Below are 17,687 nucleotides of genomic sequence, written 5' to 3' on the forward strand. Positions count from 1 at the left end.
GATGAAAAAATGTTACCGTTATGGCCTATGGATGGCCTTTATGATTTTAGCCGGCTGTTCTTCTTCTCCTGATGAACGCTACAAAATTTCAGACGATGTGGCACCAGAAGATCCTATTTCGGTTGCCAATATTGAAGATGCTCATCCAAAATATGAGCCATTCAGCCGGGGAGGCAATAGCGATTACACCTTACGTGGAAAAAGCTATAAAATCGTAAAAAATCCGACTGGGTTCAGCCAATCCGGTTACGCATCTTGGTATGGCAAAAAGTTTCACGGCCACTTAACCTCAAATGGTGAAGTGTATGACATGTATTCTATGTCTGCCGCGCATAAAACCTTGCCGATTCCTAGCTACGTGAAAGTGACCAACACCGCCAATGGTAAAACCGCGATTGTACGAATCAATGACCGAGGCCCATTTCATGATGGTCGAATTATTGATTTAAGCTACGCAGCCGCTTATAAGCTCGGTGTCTATCAACATGGCACGGCCCCAGTAAAGATTGATTACATTACGGTCAGTAAAACCAAAGTAGACCATGCCTATTCTAGAGAAGAATATCTTATCCAAGTCGCCGCTGTTTCCGATGAAGAAAAAGCGCGAACTTTAGCGGTCAACCTTGGTCAAAAGTACTCGGCACAATATAGTGTGCAAAAACAAAATAAAATGAGCCGCATCATGCTTGGTCCATGGAAAGATCAAAGCAGTGCTAATGAAGTCTTACTTAAACTTAAACAAAATGGTTACCCATCAGCGTTTATGAAGCACCAAACTCGCAAATAAATCGCTATTAGTTAACAATTTCAGCCCTTTATCGTCTTACGGTTAAACGATATTGCCAGTTTTCGTAGACTTTTGATCCATATCTGATTTATAGAAAAGTTTCTGATAGAATACGGAAAATATTCGTTCACCCAAAATTGATTGCATTTATCACATGAAAAATACGGCTAAATATCTCACAACTTTGCTAGTTCCATCATTAGCACTTTCTGCATCACTAGTTTCTGTCAACGCATCGGCGGCGGATCCTATCGTCGTGCCTAACGCACCAGAAATTGCAGCACAAAGCTACGTTCTTATGGATTACCATTCAGGTAAAATCCTTGCTGAAAAGAACATGGATGAGCGTCGCCACCCAGCGAGCTTAACCAAAATGTTAACTAGCTATGTTATCGGTCAAGAAATCAAATCTGGTAGCATCTCTCGTAACGATGAAGTCGTGGTCAGCGAAAACGCATGGGCGAAAAACTTCCCTGATTCATCAAAAATGTTCATTGAAGTGGGCAAAACCGTTACTGTTGATGAGCTGAACCAAGGCATCATCGTAACGTCAGGTAATGATGCTTGTGTCGCAATGGCAGAACACATTGCTGGTTCAGAAGATTCATTTGTCGATCTCATGAATCAATGGGCACAAAAAATTGGCATGAAAAACTCACACTTTGTCAATGTTCATGGCCTAGATAACGATGAGCACTACTCGACTGCACATGACTTTGCTATTTTAGGTGCAGCATTGATTCGCGATGTGCCTGAAGAATACAAACTGTACTCTCAACAATCATTCACTTACAACGGCATCACCCAATACAACCGTAATGGTTTATTGTGGGATAAGAGCATGCACGTTGACGGAATTAAAACCGGCCACACCAGTGGTGCAGGCTACAACCTAGTAACCTCAGCAACAGAAGGCGACATGCGTCTTGTTTCTGTAGTTATGGGCACCGCAAGTGAAAACGCACGTAAAGCCGAAAGTAAAAAGCTGCTTAACTTCGGTTTCCGTTTCTTTGAAACTGTTGCACCACATAAAGCGGGCGAAGAGTTCGTTAAAGAAAAAATCTGGATGGGTGACAAGAGCGAAATCTCTCTTGGCGTAAAGGAAGATACTTACGTCACCGTTCCTCGTGGCCAAGCGAAAAACCTAGCGGCTAGCTTTGTTCTTGATAAAGAGCTAAAAGCGCCAATCAGTAAAGGTGAAGTGGTTGGTAAACTGTTCTACCAATTAAATGGTAAAGATGTAGCAGAATACCCACTTGTCGCTCAAGAAGATGTGAAAGAAGGTGGTATCTTCAGCCGCTTGATCGATTACATTGTTCTATTGTTTAAAAGCTGGTTCTAAGTTTTAATTCAAACTGACTCAGTCATAAAAGCCGCCAGTGTGCGGCTTTTTGTTTTTAATTGATATGTGTCGCTCTAAAAAAGTGAAATTTTCCCATAAGGAAGAAAAGATAGACATATCAAACAGTTTAAAATACTCGCTTTTAACCCCACCTATCGATAAACAACCAAACCGAATAATCTATGCGATATAGATAGAATGAGAGAGTTGAGATCCAGCACCGATCCCATTACTATGCACGCTTTATCGCACTTTTCCCCGCAGGAGTATGGTATGCAAGAGCAACCAAAACTAAAAGACTTACTTGAATTCCCATGCCAGTTTACTTACAAAGTGATGGGCTATGCGAAACCAGAATTGCCAGATCTTGTGTTAGGTGTCATTCAACAACACGCCCCAGGTGACTACTCTCCAAATGTGAAACCGAGTGGCAAAGGCACATACCACTCAGTGTCTGTGACCATCACGGCGACATCGATTGAGCAAGTTGAAACTTTATATAAAGAGCTTGGTGAAATCGAAATCGTACGAATGGTGCTGTAATACCGCAACGATATGGTAATACAGCATAAGCAATAATGGGATCAGCGCCAATATCCTTACATTGATTCCGTATTTACACAGCTGAATTCGGTTTATACTGTTGGCCTGATCCTTTCAATCGAAACAACGCTACTCTCACATTTTTGCTTTAGGACTCTGTGCATGGATAGTCAATCAGAATTAGTCGATACTTTGGAGCTCAACGTCGCCTCTCCTGAACATGTCATCATCCGACAACTAGGCCGACAAGACTATGAACCCGTTTGGCAAGCCATGCACCGCTTTACGGATGAGCGAAACGCTCAGACCCTTGACGAAATTTGGTTGGTTGAACACAACCCCGTCTTTACGCAAGGCCAAGCAGGTAAAGTCGAACATCTCCTCAATACCGGCGATATTCCTGTCGTACAAAGCGACCGTGGTGGTCAAGTGACTTATCACGGACCAGGCCAAATTGTGGCTTATTTTATGATTGATCTACGCCGTAAGAAGATTGGCGTACGTGAATTAGTCACACATATTGAAAATATCGTAGTCGGAACATTAAAAGCATTCGGCATCGAGTCAGCGGCTCGCCCTGATGCACCTGGGGTTTATGTCGGGCCAAGAAAAATATGTTCACTGGGTCTTCGAATTCGTAAGGGCTGTTCTTTTCATGGCTTAGCTCTGAACGTCAATATGGATTTATCGCCGTTTCTGCGCATTAATCCATGCGGTTATGCCGGAATGGAAATGGTGCAAGTCAAAGATGTTAATGGGCCAGATTGTGTTCACACGGTTGAAAGCGCACTGATGCAACAAATTACTCAACAGCTTGGATACACCCAAGTTGAGATCACTGAACAGCTTAGTCATTAAGAATCTCCCCAAAAGAGAGTGTCTAATAAAGAACCTCGGTAATGACCTTAGTCTTTATCGAAGTATCGCTATAAATAGTAGGAAGTTATGAGCAAACCAATCCAAATGGAACAAGGCGTTAAGTATCGTGACGCAGACAAAATGGCATTGATTCCCACCAAAACTATCGCGGTAGAGAAAAGTGAAATACTGCGTAAGCCTGAGTGGATGAAAATCAAACTACCTAGCGACAGTCAGCGAATTCAAGACATTAAAGCCGCTATGCGTAAGAATAACCTTCACTCCGTTTGTGAAGAAGCCTCTTGCCCTAACCTTGCTGAATGCTTTAACCACGGTACCGCTACCTTTATGATCTTAGGGGCGATTTGTACTCGTCGCTGCCCTTTCTGTGATGTTGCCCATGGCCGTCCGAATGCGCCTGAAGCTGATGAACCGCAAAAGCTGGCTCAAACTATCAAAGACATGAAGTTGAAATACGTGGTGATCACCTCTGTTGACCGAGATGACTTACGTGATGGTGGTGCCAAGCACTTTGCCGATTGTAACCAAGCCATTCGTGAACAAAATCCACATATCAAGATTGAAACACTGGTTCCAGATTTCCGTGGCCGTATGGATGTCGCGTTGGAGCTATTGAAAGATAACCCACCAGATGTATTCAACCACAACCTAGAAACCGCACCTCGCTTGTACCGTCGCGCACGACCAGGTGCAAACTACAAATGGTCACTGCAATTGCTGCAAAAATTCAAAGAGCAGCACCCGCATATTCCAACCAAATCAGGCTTGATGATGGGTTTAGGTGAAACCAAAGAAGAAATCATCGAAGTGCTAAAAGATCTACGTGCTCACGGCGTGACAATGTTGACCCTTGGCCAATATCTCGCCCCAAGCCGTCACCACTTACCAGTAGAGCGTTACGTGCCACCTTCTGAGTTTGATGAACTGAAAGAAATCGCCTTAGATCTCGGCTTTACCCATGCCGCTTGTGGCCCGTTTGTTCGTTCTTCGTATCATGCGGATATGCAAGCACAAGGGATTGAGATTAAATAAATAGGCGGAGCTCGTTTATCGGGCGCTTCGCTGCTTGTAACTCGAAAGGGAAAGGTCGAGTTTCGAGTTTCGAGTTTCGAGATAAGCATAAAAAAGATCGCGGTTTCAATCGCGATCTTTTTTGTTTCTAGTAACTTCGTCTACAGGTACAACCTCGAGCAACGAGTTTCCGAGTCACGAGATTCGGCTGTTATGACCTAATCAAATAATCGGCTTTACCCACCCACTTATAGCTCGTGAGCTCTTCTAAGCCCATAGGGCCGCGTGCGTGAAGTTTTTGTGTTGATACCGCCACTTCTGCCCCCAAACCAAATTGAGCGCCATCAGTGAAGCGTGTCGAGGCATTTACGTAGACCGCTGCCGAGCCAGCAGAATTAATGAATAACTCTGCATTACGCAGCGATTCTGTCATGATCGCATCTGAATGGCTCGCATTATGAACCTGCATGTGATCAATGGCCTCTGCAATGTCAGTTACGACTTTTACGCCAAGCGTATAACTTAGCCATTCCGTATCAAAATCGCCCTCTTGCGCATCGCGAACTTGAGATACACCTTGCAACAAAGCTTTTGCCTTAGGTTCAGCCACCAAAGTAACCTTATCCCCAAGCTGCTTCGCTAACTGCGGTAATAATTGCGCTGCGACTTTTTCATGAACCAGTAACGTATCTAACGAGTTACACGCAGATGGGCGTTGAACTTTTGAGTTTTCAATCACATGAATTGAACGCTCAAGATCCGCGGTTTCATCCACAAAAATATGGCTAATACCAAAACCACCAATGATCACAGGAATCGTGCTGTTTTCTTTACACATTTTATGTAAACCAGCACCGCCGCGAGGAATGATCATATCGACATAATCATCCAATTTAAGCAGCTGGGATACCAACTCGCGATCTGGCTTTTCAATGTATTGTACCGATGCCGCTGGCAATCCCGCTTTTTCAAGGGCAACTTGGATGACCTTAACTAGCTCCATATTAGAGAAAAAGGTTTCTTTACCACCACGTAAGATGCTGGCGTTCCCCGTTTTTAAACATAGCGCGGCAATATCAATAGTGACATTCGGGCGTGCTTCATAAATCACCCCCACCACACCAAGTGGAACACGGCGCTTCGCAAGCGACATGCCGTTTTCTAATACCTTGCTGTCCATTTCACTACCAACAGGATCATTTAAGCTGATCACATTACGTACATCAGCTGCAATGCCAGCTAATCGTTGCTCATTAAGCAACAAACGGTCTAATAAGGCATCTGACAAACCGGCTTCACGGCCTAGTTCGATATCTTTAGCATTGGCTGCCAAAATCGCTTTCGCGTTGACTTCTAGCTCGTCAGCAATGATGGATAATGCTTGATTCTTTTGTGCTGTCGAAGCGGTGGCTAATTGGTAAGAGGCTTGTTTTGCCGCTTGGCCCATTAATGTTAAATCCACAATATGTTCCTTTATGCTTTCTTTTTTATTCTTGAATAACCACGAGGTCATCGCGATGGACAATCGTCGCACCATATTCATAGCCAAGAGTGGCTTCAATCTCGGTGCTGTGCTTTCCAATCAAGAGCTCTAATTCGGTATTGGAGTAACTGACGATTCCTTTTGCCAACAACATACCGTGTTGATCTCGAATACGTACTACATCACCGCGAGAAAAGGTGCCTTTGATTTGCGTAATGCCTTTCGCAAGTAGGCTACTGCCACGCTCGATCACAGCGGCAGCCGCCCCATCATCTATCACTAAATCACCGACAGAAGCTGGACCGGCTAAAATCCAACGCTTACGGTTTTCCAGTGACTCTTCTAGCGCAATAAAACGGGTGCCTTGAGGTTTATCACTGACGAGATCAACAATCACATTTGGGCTACTTCCCGCCGCAATCACCACTTCAATGCCAGTACGTCGTGCAATATCGGCCGCTTGCAACTTAGTTGCCATGCCTCCCGTACCTAATGTTGTCCCGCTACCACCAGCAATTTTACGCAGCGTTTCATCAATGGTTTTAACTTCTCGGATCAGTTCAGCATTCGGGTCTTTACGTGGGTCGGCAGTAAACAAGCCGGATTGATCGGTCAGTAACAATAATTTATCCGCGCCACACAAAATACCGACAAGTGCAGACAAGTTATCGTTATCACCGACTTTAATCTCGGTGGTTGCAACCGCATCGTTTTCATTCACCACAGGCACAATGCCATGTTCAATTAACGCATTAATGGTGTCTCGTGCATTTAAAAAACGTTCTCTATCTTTCAGATCGGCACGTGTTAACAACATTTGCCCGATTTTGATGCCGTATAACTCAAACAAGGATTCCCATACTTGAATCAAACGGCTTTGCCCGACCGCCGCTAATAGTTGCTTACTTGCCATCGAGTTAGGTAATGCGGGGTAACCTAGGTGCTCTCTTCCTGCCGCAATCGCACCAGAAGATACAATCACAATTTGATGACCTTGATTTTTTAGTTCAGCGCACTGACGAACTAAATCAACCATTCTTACTTTATTGATTTCTAAAGTGCCACCCGTTAGCACGCTAGTGCCAAGTTTTACAACAATAGTTTGTGATGCTTTATGTTGGTGGATATCACTTTGCATGGAAGAGGATTGAGCCGACATGAGTTTCCTGTCAAAGATAAAAAAGTAATAGTAAAAATATCCACTTGTTGTATCAATACGGGAGCTATTTCACAAGTAAAAGATAAGGCGTGTTAGGGATTATCCGCCAACACGCCTGAGTTTTTCGGTTAATTTCAATTTTGTTGAAAGAAAATGATGCTGAAGTGGCTTGGTTTACAAAGTATCAACAGAATTCTTGTGCAGGCTAACGGTAAAGTCATAATCACCAGACAACACTTTGACTAATTTCTGATGAAAATCTTCCAAAGTTCTTTCTACTTCTTGTTGTGCCTTTTCTGGAATAGCGATGTCAAGCCAGTTGCCTTTCTCGTCATATTGACCCAGTGTGTAATTGGCAATGAAAGTATCATCTTGTTTTTCTAATTGTAGCCACCACCCCCAGAATTCACGTTTTTCAGGTGACTTTTTGTCATTCACACAAACAGATAAGCAATCAAATAGGTACGCGCCCGCTTCACATTCGCCTTCACGCAGATAAGGACCAATGGCTTTTAAGGATGTCATTAAACGATAGTGAGTCGGTGCAGATGGTTCAGTCATTATGATTCTCCATAGCATAATTACAATGAGCGGGGAGCATTCATTCCATTCACCCCGCACACCATAGTTAACTATTTGATCACAATTGTCACTTATTTAGCGCACTTTTCAGCCAATCAACCGCGGAAGTGAGCGCTTGATCATACCCTTGTGAAAGTGACTTTGTTTTCAATTCCAAACACTTGCCACCTTGACTAAACATAGCAAGGCTTTGATTATCTTTTTTCGACCCCACAGGATCCCCTTCTAATCCCAGCGCCAAAATCGGCACAGGCGTTGCGCGCCCAGCCAATAAACCTTGCGACTTCAATGACCAAGCTCGAACTTGTTTTGAAAAGCTGAAAATATCGACGGATTTCTTACCCATGCGTGACGCTAATGCATCTAAATACATTTTCGGCATCATGCCAAATTTTTCTGAGCTGGATAGTAAATCATGAATCGGTGCCCCAAGCGCAACGCAGGCTTTAACTTTGTCTTGCTCAATAAAAGACAAACGCGCCATCACATTGCCGCCAAAGCGAAAACCCAATAAGCCAACGTTATGATGATCAACCCAAGGAATATTCGGCAGCTCGTTCAGTACCGCTTGATGCAAATAACTTGAATCTTCTGTAAGCGTCCAATGCGCATTAGCACCAATCCCAGGCATATCAACCGTTAATAGACCGATGTTATGCTTGGCGAGATAATCTCGAAACAATCGCCACATATCCGTTTGCAAGTTATCAATACCGGCGCTCACCATCACGATAGGCAAAGACTTTTCAGTATGAGGCACATGCAACGTTGCCATGATCTTGTTATTTTTGTATGGAATTTCTAGAGCCTTAGTAACATATGGGCTCAGTTCCATTGCTTCTTTATAAACTTTATTGACAAGTATTTGAGCTTGGATCGATAAATTATCGCCTTTCAAATGCGGGTAACTAGCCACGCTGAAACATAAGCTCGCTAAGTAGAGCTCATCCGATGCCGCCTCGCCTTCTTTTAACGAAGCTTTTTTCTGATGTGAAACACCTTGTTGCGTCCATTCATAAGCCCAGTTTCCCGGTCGATATCCAGCCACCGTATCAAGCCAATCAGGATGATTATGTTTATTCCCTGAACTGGCAATCCGCGCTAAAACAGATTCAATTTCGATGGGATCAAGCCCTTGCCAAATCCACTGCATGCGTCTCAGCGCTCGATACCAGGCGCTTTTCGTTCTTTGCTGATTTTCTTCTAGTAAAGCTTGGCTTTCAGACAAATACCCAATCAAGCTCGAGGTCTCTTCAGCATGCTGGTGTTTCTTGAATAAGTTTTCTGATAAATTTTTGCTGCTTGGCTCCAAGAGATATCTCCACTGCTGGTGTCAAAAGAACAGAATCTAAGAAATTGGAAATGATAAGTTAAGCAATCAAATGCTTCCACTGTGTTTGACGATCTAAATACACCACAGCATAGCTGCACACAGGGCGTACTTTTTTACCTTGTGCTTCTACATCCGACAGCACCGTTTCCATTAATACCTTTCCGCAACCCTGGCCACGCAATTCATCAGGAACAAAAGTATGAGTGATGGTCAGAACCCCATTACTTTCTAGATAATCTAAATGTGCCCAAAAATTATCGGCCACTTCCACCTCATAACGACATAAAGATGAATCATGCTTAAAGTTCGCCATTATCTACTCCTGTAAAGTCATCAAATCAACTCGTTCGACGATTGTTAGTTAACCTCACTAGAATAGCGTGAATCGGTTTGATCTTACCAATAAAAAACCCTGCACCGATATGGGTACAGGGTTTAAATATAATCAAATTAATCATCTATAACCAAAAGGCTTGGCGAGAGATTACTTTTGCTTACGATTCACTGGCTCTTCAAATTGAAGCGTCATATCCCAAGGTTGCTCGATCCAAGTATCTTGAGGAATATCAACGATGTACTCATCCACAAGCTCTTGACCTGCCGGTTTTGCACAAACTGTCACCAATTTCGCTTTCGGATACATTTTACGAATATGACGTGCCGTATCACCACTGTCGACTAAATCATCAACAATCAGGAAACCTTCACCATCACCTTCGATAGTTTTAAGCACACGCATATCACGTTGATGATCATGGTCGTAGCTTGAGATACAAATGGTATCAACGTAACGGATGCCCAGTTCACGCGCTAAAATCGCAGCAGGTACTAAACCACCACGGCTCACACCAACAATACCTTTCCACTGCTCAGCTGGCATTTGCTTGGCCGCTAATTGACGACAATACATTTGCATGTTGTCCCAAGTGATAATGAATTTGTTACTCATAATATAAAACCTGCTTTGTTTTTGTTTCTAAGATGCAACAGCACTTTGGCTATTAAGCACCTGTAAGAATGAATTTCAACAAGAAAACGATAGCCAATACCCAAACACCAGGATGCACATCGCGTGCCTTACCGCTCAATAATTTGATAGCTGCGTAAGTCACAAAGCCCATCGCAATACCTTCTGCAATCGAGAAAGTCAGTGGCATTAATAAGCAAACCACAGCAACAGGAGCCGCTTCACTTAGGTCATCCCATTGAATGTTCACTAAGCCTGAAAGCATCAAGATTGCCACGTAGAATAATGCACCGGTAGTCGCATAGGCTGGCACCATACCCGCTAATGGCGAGAAGAATAAAGCAAGAAGGAACAAAATGCCAACCACAACTGCAGTTAAACCAGTGCGGCCACCAACAGCTACACCCGCTGTACTTTCTACATAAGACGTTGTGTTTGATGTACCCAATAATGCACCAATTGACGTTGCCGTTGAGTCAGCTAAAAGCGCTTTGTTTAAACGAGGAATTTTGCCATCTTTACCCACAAAGCCCGCCTTATTTGCTACACCAACCAGAGTACCGGCTGTGTCAAACAAATCGACAAATAAGAACGCAAATACAACTGAAATCAAGCCCACATCAAAGATAGATGAAAAGTCTAACTGTAAGAAAGTCGGAGCCATGCTTGGTGGAAGAGAAACGATACCATGGTATGCGACATCACCAGCGATAACACCAATCGCGGTAATAGCAAGAATGGCGATCATAACTGCTGCTTTAAAGCCACGGTGTACCAATACGATGGTTAATACGAAGCCTAACGCACCTAAAATAGCAGGAAGAGAGGTTAAATCACCCACACCAACCAGTGTTGCTGGGTTACCAACTACAATACCTGCGTTTTTAAGTGAAATAAGCGCAAGGAATAAACCGATACCCGCTGAAATACCTAAGCGTAATGACATAGGAATAGAATTGATAATCAACTCACGGATTTTGAATAGGCTTAAAATAATGAAAAGTACACCAGAACAGAATACTGCCGCCAGTGCGACTTGCCATGTGTGCCCCATACCGAGTACAACGGTATAGGTAAAAAATGCATTCAAACCCATACCCGGTGCTTGAGCAATTGGGTAATTTGCATAAAAGCCCATGATGAAACAGCCAATCGCTGCGGCCAAACAAGTCGCAACAAAAACTGAACCATGATCCATACCAGCTTGTGACAAAATTGCTGGGTTAACAAAAATAATATAAGCCATCGTCAAAAACGTCGTAACGCCGGCTAAGACTTCGGTTTTCACGTTGGTGCCGTGCTCCGATAACTTAAATAATTTTTCTAACATGATGTATTCCTAAAGTGTGCGTGTAGCAATTTTAAACGATTGCGCAATCGTTTGAATAAAAAGGCGTGTAGTTTTCCAAATTCTGATCACGAAAGCAATCTGAATCTACTCAAAACACGCATTTATTTATCTATTTACCGTCTATATCCAAGCAACTTCAAGATGTAAGTTCAGCAGGAATAAAACAAGCTTTAAGCAAGGCAAATTGGACAGCTCATGCTGCCAATCGGACATTGCAAGCTAAGTTATTAATAATATTATAAATATAGATTTTTAAAGCTACGAACACCATTTTCATTACCCCAAAATAAAAAACGCCACCTAAACAGTAGGTGGCGGTAGAAATATTGCCAAAGTAGGCAGTAAAATTCTCAACAAAAGGGGGTAATGAAAACAAAAGGTAGTTCTTCTTGGAGAGTGATTGTTACAAACTCATCAACAACAAAAACACAAAACCTGTTGACCTCAGAAAAAATCAATGTGTGCCATGATTCTCAAGAAGTGATGAGATAATACACAAATGGTAATTTAATTACAACCTATATTTCTACTAAAGCCAAAAATACGCACAAAAACCCAATGCGATCACATTGTTTGGTAGTTTAATTACCAAATATAAGGTTTCAATCTATTCCTCGTACCGATGAATCGACTTTTTATTACCATAGAAATATCAGCTTCCTGCTGTACATCTTGCCAATGAAGTAGCATTATTCTATTCATATAAAGTACAGCGCTATTACGCCCTAATCAGACTTTAGCGTTACCTAAATTCTAAACACTTTATTGAGATGATAATTTGCCACTATCGTCTGCTTGGCTTTTACACTCAATAAACGGTCATCTCATTCTATTAGGAGTCACTTGTGTCTAATCAACCTTCTGAAATCAGCCAACTGTCCCCCCAACCAGTTTGGCAATTCTTCGATAAAATTTGCTCTATTCCACACCCATCAAAGCATGAAGAAGCACTTGCGCAATACATCGTTGAATGGGCTCAATCTCAGAACCTACCTGTAAAACGTGATGACGCTGGTAATGTATTCATTTCAAAACCAGCGACAACGGGTATGGAAAATAAGAAAAAAGTGGTATTCAGCCAACTGTCCCCCCAACCAGTTTGGCAATTCTTCGATAAAATTTGCTCTATTCCACACCCATCAAAGCATGAAGAAGCACTTGCGCAATACATCGTTGAATGGGCTCAATCTCAGAACCTACCTGTAAAACGTGATGACGCTGGTAATGTATTCATTTCAAAACCAGCGACAACGGGTATGGAAAATAAGAAAAAAGTGGTATTACAGGCTCATATCGACATGGTGCCTCAGAAAAATGAAGACACCGTGCATGACTTCACTAAAGATCCTATTCAACCTTATATCGATGGCGAATGGGTTACCGCGAAAGGCACAACTCTAGGTGCTGATAATGGCATGGGCATGGCGTCTTGTTTAGCCGTTCTAGCCTCAACAGACATCAAACATGGCCCACTTGAAGTTTTACTCACCATCGACGAAGAAGCCGGTATGACAGGTGCATTTGCACTAAAAGAGGGCTGGTTAGATGCTGACATTCTACTAAATACCGACTCAGAGCAAGAAGGCGAAGTTTACATGGGCTGCGCTGGCGGCGTAAATGCATCCATCATTTTTGACCTAGAACGTGAAGCTATGCCAGCCGATCATACTGTCGTTAAACTTGCCGTAAAAGGTCTAAAAGGCGGCCACTCTGGTTGTGATATTCACACTGGCCGTGGTAATGCCAACAAATTTCTAGCTCGTTTCCTTGCAAATCAAGCGAATGAATTTGGCCTGCGTGTGATTGAATTCCAAGGTGGCAGCCTTCGCAATGCCATCCCACGTGAAGCATCTGTCATTATCGCTGTACCAACGGCTCAACAATCAGCATTAGCACAAGCCTTTGAGCAATATACACAATTAGTACAACAAGAACTCGGTAAAGTGGAAACAGGCCTGACTTCTCAAATCAGCGATGCAAGCTCTCCATTCTCGCCGTTTACCCAATCAGTACAATCGCGCTTTATTGCCACACTGAATGCTTGTCCAAACGGCGTGATCCGTATGGATGATAACATTGAAGGCGTGGTTGAAACGTCATTAAACGTTGGTGTTATTACGACGGAAGAAAATAAGCTGACCATTCTTTGTTTGATCCGCTCTTTAATTGATTCAGGTCGCGAGCAGGTTGAAGGTACATTGACGTCATTGGCTCAGCTTGCTAACGCACACATCCAGTTCGATGGGGCTTACCCTGGTTGGAAGCCAGATGCTGATTCTGAAATCATGCATATTTTCCGCGATGTTTATGAAGGTATTTACGGCAAGAAACCAAACATTATGGTCATTCATGCGGGTTTAGAATGTGGCCTATTTAAGAAGCCTTACCCTAATATGGATATGATTTCTTTCGGACCAACCATCAAATTCCCACACTCGCCTGATGAGAAAGTCGAAATCGCCAGTGTTGGCCTTTACTGGGAACAAATGATTGCAGTTCTAGAGAATATTCCGGAAAAAGCGTAATCACGTCTCTCGGCTAACGTTTCTCGTTTCTCGCTCCCAATTCGAGAAACGAGATTCGACAACCGAATATCGTTATATCAAACACAGCTGCCTTTCTAGCTCTTCAGGCTTTAACATCACATTCACACCTAACAATCTGATCTCCCTTCCCTTTTGCCTTTTCAATACTTCTTGTAACAAAGGATAGAAATCGTCGAGATTAAAGACACGAAAGTTATGCTCAATCGTGGTTTGTTGGAAATCGGCAAATTTCACTTTGATGCCCTGTTTCGTAATTTGTTTTTGCGGCGACGCTTTAATTAACCGTCTTTCCAACTCTGGATAGAGCCTTTGTTCAATAACCTGCCAACATTCTTCAAAGGTCGAAATATTTTCACTAAAGGTTCGTTCTACCCCAACAGACTTTCTGTTTCGCTCAACCACCACTTCCCTAAGATCTATCCCATGGCTTTTCTTCCACAAAGATGCTCCTTGTAAACCAAATCGGCGTAATAATTCCGCATAGTTAGACTGGCGCACATCAAGGCAAGTATAGAGCCCGGCTTGGTGCAGCTTTTCAATGCTCACTTTACCGACACCTGGGATTTTTTCTAATGGCAGAGCATCAATGGTTTGCTGCACCTTATCAGGGGTAATAACGGTCAAACCATTTGGCTTATTCATATCTGAAGCGATTTTGGCCAAGAACTTCAAAGGGGCAACGCCAGCCGATGCTGTCAGATTGAGTTCTCTTTCGATATCAGCACGTATCGCTTGAGCAATTAAAGTGGCAGAGCCATGTAACATGGTGCTGTCGGTGACATCCAAATACGCTTCATCTAATGACAAGGGTTCAATCAAATGCGTATAACGGGAAAATATTTCTCGGATCTGATGTGACACTTGTCGATACACATCCATTCGTCCCGGCACTAAAACAAGGTTAGGACAAAGTTGATAGGCTTTTGCAGTAGGTAAAGCAGAGCGCACGCCATATTTTCTCGCGATATAGTTACAAGTGCTGATCACACCACGTTGCTTGCTATTCCCCCCTACCGCAAGTGGAACATGGCGATATTCGGGAAAATCTCGCATCTCCACTGCAGCATCGCAAAACTAACGGGTATAAAGTGTAATTAAACTCGTATACATAACTATTTTATTTTTATAACAATTAGTTAAAAATAAAAATAAACTTACATATTCCGCTTACAAAAAAATCTGAAAAAATGCCAAAATATTGGGACTAATTTACTTACAAATTTTACCAATTCAAACTCATCTGTGTATCTAACTGAAATTCCTTGTGCTCTAAGCCAACAGATAACCCAATAAGACGTATCCCTCGCCCTTTGGAGCGCGACAACGCTTCTTTTAATAAAATAGAAAAAAATGTTTTATCAAGACCAATTTGTTTATGTTCAACCGTTGTTTGCTGAAAATCATCAAACTTAAGCTTAATTCCTTGACGTATTATTGTTTTTTCATGGGCAATATTATTAAATCGCCTTTCAAGTTCTTGGTACAAAAACTCAATAGATTCTAAACATTCTTGCTCAGTCTGGATATCTTGAGCGAATGTTCTTTCTACTCCCAACGACTTTCTTATTCTTGTAGGATTAACTTCCCTTCTATCAATGCCATGACAACGGTCCCATAAAGAATTGCCAAATTTACCAAACTGCTTAAGTAGCATGCGTTGATCATAGTTTTTTACATCAATACCTTTATACAAGCCTAGAGCATTTAATTTATCAAGAGTTACCTTTCCAACTCCTGGTATTTTTCCTAAGTCTAATTCATCAACAAAACATTCTAGTTCGTCAGGTGTAATGACACAGATCCCATTAGGTTTATTAATATCTGAAGCAACCTTCGCCACAAACTTAATTGAAGCAACCCCTGCACTTGCAGTCAGGTTTAGCTCTGATTCAATAGACTTACGTATATCCTGTGCGATTAGAGTTGCTGAACCTCTAAACAGACTTGAATTACTTACATCTAGATAGGCTTCATCAAGAGACAGGGGCTCAATAAGATCAGTATAGCGAGAGAAGATCTCATGAATCTGCTGGGATACGGCTTTATATTTTTCCATATTTCCAGGGATAACTTTGAGATTTGGGCATAGTTTCAAGGCTTGAGCTGTAGCCATTGCTGAGCGAACTCCATATTCCCGAGCAATATAGTTACATGTAGAAATTACTCCACGCCGCTCCCGAGAACCACCGATTGCTAAAGGTATTGTTCTAAATTCAGGATTATCTCTCATCTCAACAGCAGCAAAGTAGCAATCAAGATCTATGTGAATAATTTTACGATTCATATCATTCAGAAAATAGGCTTAGTGATCCAAACACCCATCAGAACACTGTTTATAAACACAGTATAGTAAATACTAATATAACATGCACTAAAAAATAATATTTGTCCTGCCGTAAATTCGCAAAAAGGGGACTACAGATGGACTAGAATGAAATCTAACTAAATTGAAAAGAAGGACTAACGATGAAATTGTATAGACTTTGTAAACATCCCTTTTTTAGTGGCATTCAAAATTAGAGTTTTCTCGTTGCTGTGATTTTGCTAAATACTCCCATGGAGTTAAATCATTCAATGAGTCATGTGGCCGTTCATGGTTATATTCATTTAACCAATTTTCCGTTAATTCGAGAACTTCATTTAATGTTTTAAAGACATACATATTCAAAATGGCATCTCGGTATGTTCTGTTAAAGCGTTCAATATATGAATTCTGTGTTGGTTTCTCTGGTTTGATAAACTCGAGCTCAACACCGTTGAGCTCTGCCCAATCAGCTAATTGAACTGAAATAAATTCAGGGCCATTATCCATTCTTATCTTTTCTGGATAACCACGCCAAGCAACAACGCGATCAAGGACTCGAAGTACACGAGTTGTGGGTAAGCTCAAATCAATCTCTATTGCGAGCGCTTCACGATTAAAATCGTCCAACAGATTAAAAGTACGAAAACGTCGACCGCACATTAATGAATCGCTCATAAAATCCATAGACCAGCACACATTAGCTTTCTCTGGAACGCAGAGTGATGCAGGGTTTCTGTTTGGTAATCGTTTTTTACCTCTGCGACGCAAATTTAGATTTAATAAGCGGTACACTCGGTGTACACGTTTGTGATTCCATTTATGCTGCCAACGCCTCAGTGTTTTAAATAACTTACTAAAGCCATAAGCAGGATAGCGCTCTACTGCCTTTTGAAGAGCACAAATGATTTCATCATCTCGATGAGGATTTGATTGATACCGATAAACTGAGTCGCTAATGTCAACAACTCGGCAAGCTCTGCGTAAGCTGACATTATGTGCTTTTCGCACATAACCAACGAGCTCACGGCGAACCGATGGCTTTACAGCTTTTTTTCAATAACATCTTTGAGAATAGAATGATCTAAACTCAAATCGGCATACATCTGCTGTAGGAAAGGAATAAAGTTTCATACTAAACAGACAAGTAACCCTGTTCGTACCGTTATTAGAATAAATGTGACCAGAAATAAAGATCCATACTAAATGCTATTACGAAGTCTGAATTGAGCTAAAACTGAGTATTAAAGTATCATACTGGTACGACAGAATCGCTCGGTGATCACACACTGAAAATCCGTATCGTAACTCGGAAATGGACAAAAGCCATTTAGTAAATTGCAATAAATGGCTTCTATCAGATTAGTAAAAGTATTTTAAAGTCGTAGTATTTTGATATTGG

The 17,687-nt window shown here is 42.1% G+C and carries 15 protein-coding genes and 1 pseudogene; 6 read left to right on the plus strand and 10 right to left on the minus strand.

Annotation, left to right across the window (positions count from 1 at the left end; translation table 11 throughout):
- Position 1: 1 nt before the first annotated feature.
- The 5 genes from Vgang_RS08510 to lipA all read left to right on the plus strand — a co-directional run bounded on the left by Vgang_RS08510 (position 2) and on the right by lipA (position 4,583).
- Positions 2–787, plus strand: coding sequence for a septal ring lytic transglycosylase RlpA family protein (locus Vgang_RS08510; protein ID WP_105900951.1), 786 nt, complete (start codon positions 2–4; stop codon positions 785–787).
- 154 nt (positions 788–941) lie between these two features.
- Entirely contained in the window at positions 942–2,129 is a 1,188-nt protein-coding gene (locus Vgang_RS08515) for a serine hydrolase (protein ID WP_105900950.1), read from the plus strand.
- A gap of 273 nt (positions 2,130–2,402) precedes the next feature.
- Positions 2,403–2,672 carry a DUF493 family protein YbeD gene (gene ybeD, locus Vgang_RS08520; RefSeq protein ID WP_105900949.1) on the plus strand — a complete coding sequence of 90 codons (270 nt, stop codon included), beginning with the start codon at positions 2,403–2,405 and terminating at the stop codon, positions 2,670–2,672.
- A 162-nt stretch (positions 2,673–2,834) separates the two neighbouring features.
- The gene (lipB, locus tag Vgang_RS08525; protein ID WP_105900948.1) at positions 2,835–3,530 is read left to right on the plus strand and encodes a lipoyl(octanoyl) transferase LipB; all 696 of its coding nucleotides are present in this window, start codon (positions 2,835–2,837) and stop codon (positions 3,528–3,530) included.
- Between the two features lie 87 nt (positions 3,531–3,617).
- A complete protein-coding gene (lipA, locus tag Vgang_RS08530) occupies positions 3,618–4,583 on the plus strand; it encodes a lipoyl synthase (protein ID WP_105900947.1) in 966 nt (321 codons plus the stop codon).
- 190 nt (positions 4,584–4,773) lie between these two features.
- Here lipA and Vgang_RS08535 read toward each other — a convergent pair whose 3' ends face one another.
- The 7 genes from Vgang_RS08535 to Vgang_RS08565 form a co-directional block, all read right to left on the minus strand.
- Positions 4,774–6,024 carry a glutamate-5-semialdehyde dehydrogenase gene (locus Vgang_RS08535; RefSeq protein WP_105900946.1) on the minus strand — a complete coding sequence of 417 codons (1,251 nt, stop codon included), beginning with the start codon at positions 6,022–6,024 and terminating at the stop codon, positions 4,774–4,776.
- A 25-nt stretch (positions 6,025–6,049) separates the two neighbouring features.
- Entirely contained in the window at positions 6,050–7,183 is a 1,134-nt protein-coding gene (gene proB, locus Vgang_RS08540; protein ID WP_105900983.1) for a glutamate 5-kinase, read from the minus strand.
- A 195-nt stretch (positions 7,184–7,378) separates the two neighbouring features.
- Positions 7,379–7,765, minus strand: a complete 387-nt coding sequence (gene crl / locus Vgang_RS08545) for a sigma factor-binding protein Crl (protein ID WP_105900945.1) — start codon at positions 7,763–7,765, stop codon at positions 7,379–7,381.
- A gap of 88 nt (positions 7,766–7,853) precedes the next feature.
- Positions 7,854–9,098 (minus strand): esterase FrsA, encoded by a 1,245-nt coding sequence (frsA, locus tag Vgang_RS08550; RefSeq protein ID WP_105900944.1) that lies wholly within the window; start codon positions 9,096–9,098, stop codon positions 7,854–7,856.
- Between the two features lie 58 nt (positions 9,099–9,156).
- Positions 9,157–9,432: a GNAT family N-acetyltransferase gene (locus tag Vgang_RS08555; RefSeq protein WP_105900943.1), complete on the minus strand. Its 276-nt coding sequence runs from the start codon at positions 9,430–9,432 to the stop codon at positions 9,157–9,159.
- Positions 9,433–9,603: 171 nt separating this feature from the next.
- Complete coding sequence (gene gpt, locus Vgang_RS08560; protein WP_105900942.1) at positions 9,604–10,068, minus strand: xanthine phosphoribosyltransferase; 465 nt, start codon at positions 10,066–10,068, stop codon at positions 9,604–9,606.
- A 52-nt stretch (positions 10,069–10,120) separates the two neighbouring features.
- Positions 10,121–11,416: an NCS2 family permease gene (locus Vgang_RS08565; protein WP_105900941.1), complete on the minus strand. Its 1,296-nt coding sequence runs from the start codon at positions 11,414–11,416 to the stop codon at positions 10,121–10,123.
- Between the two features lie 866 nt (positions 11,417–12,282).
- On the opposite strand from Vgang_RS08565, the gene pepD reads away from it, so the two are divergent.
- Complete coding sequence (gene pepD, locus Vgang_RS08570) at positions 12,283–13,962, plus strand: aminoacyl-histidine dipeptidase (RefSeq protein ID WP_406708262.1); 1,680 nt, start codon at positions 12,283–12,285, stop codon at positions 13,960–13,962.
- A 72-nt stretch (positions 13,963–14,034) separates the two neighbouring features.
- Here pepD and dinB (Vgang_RS08575) read toward each other — a convergent pair whose 3' ends face one another.
- The 3 genes and pseudogenes from dinB (Vgang_RS08575) to Vgang_RS08585 form a co-directional block, all read right to left on the minus strand.
- Positions 14,035–15,036 (minus strand): DNA polymerase IV, encoded by a 1,002-nt coding sequence (dinB, locus tag Vgang_RS08575; protein WP_105900940.1) that lies wholly within the window; start codon positions 15,034–15,036, stop codon positions 14,035–14,037.
- A gap of 169 nt (positions 15,037–15,205) precedes the next feature.
- Entirely contained in the window at positions 15,206–16,267 is a 1,062-nt protein-coding gene (gene dinB / locus Vgang_RS08580; protein WP_105900939.1) for a DNA polymerase IV, read from the minus strand.
- Positions 16,268–16,483: 216 nt separating this feature from the next.
- Positions 16,484–17,400: pseudogene (locus Vgang_RS08585) on the minus strand (IS3 family transposase); the annotation flags it as partial.
- Between the last annotated feature and the right edge of the window lie 287 nt (positions 17,401–17,687).

The organism is Vibrio gangliei, from assembly GCF_026001925.1.
GTDB classification, from domain to species: Bacteria; Pseudomonadota; Gammaproteobacteria; order Enterobacterales; family Vibrionaceae; genus Vibrio; species Vibrio gangliei.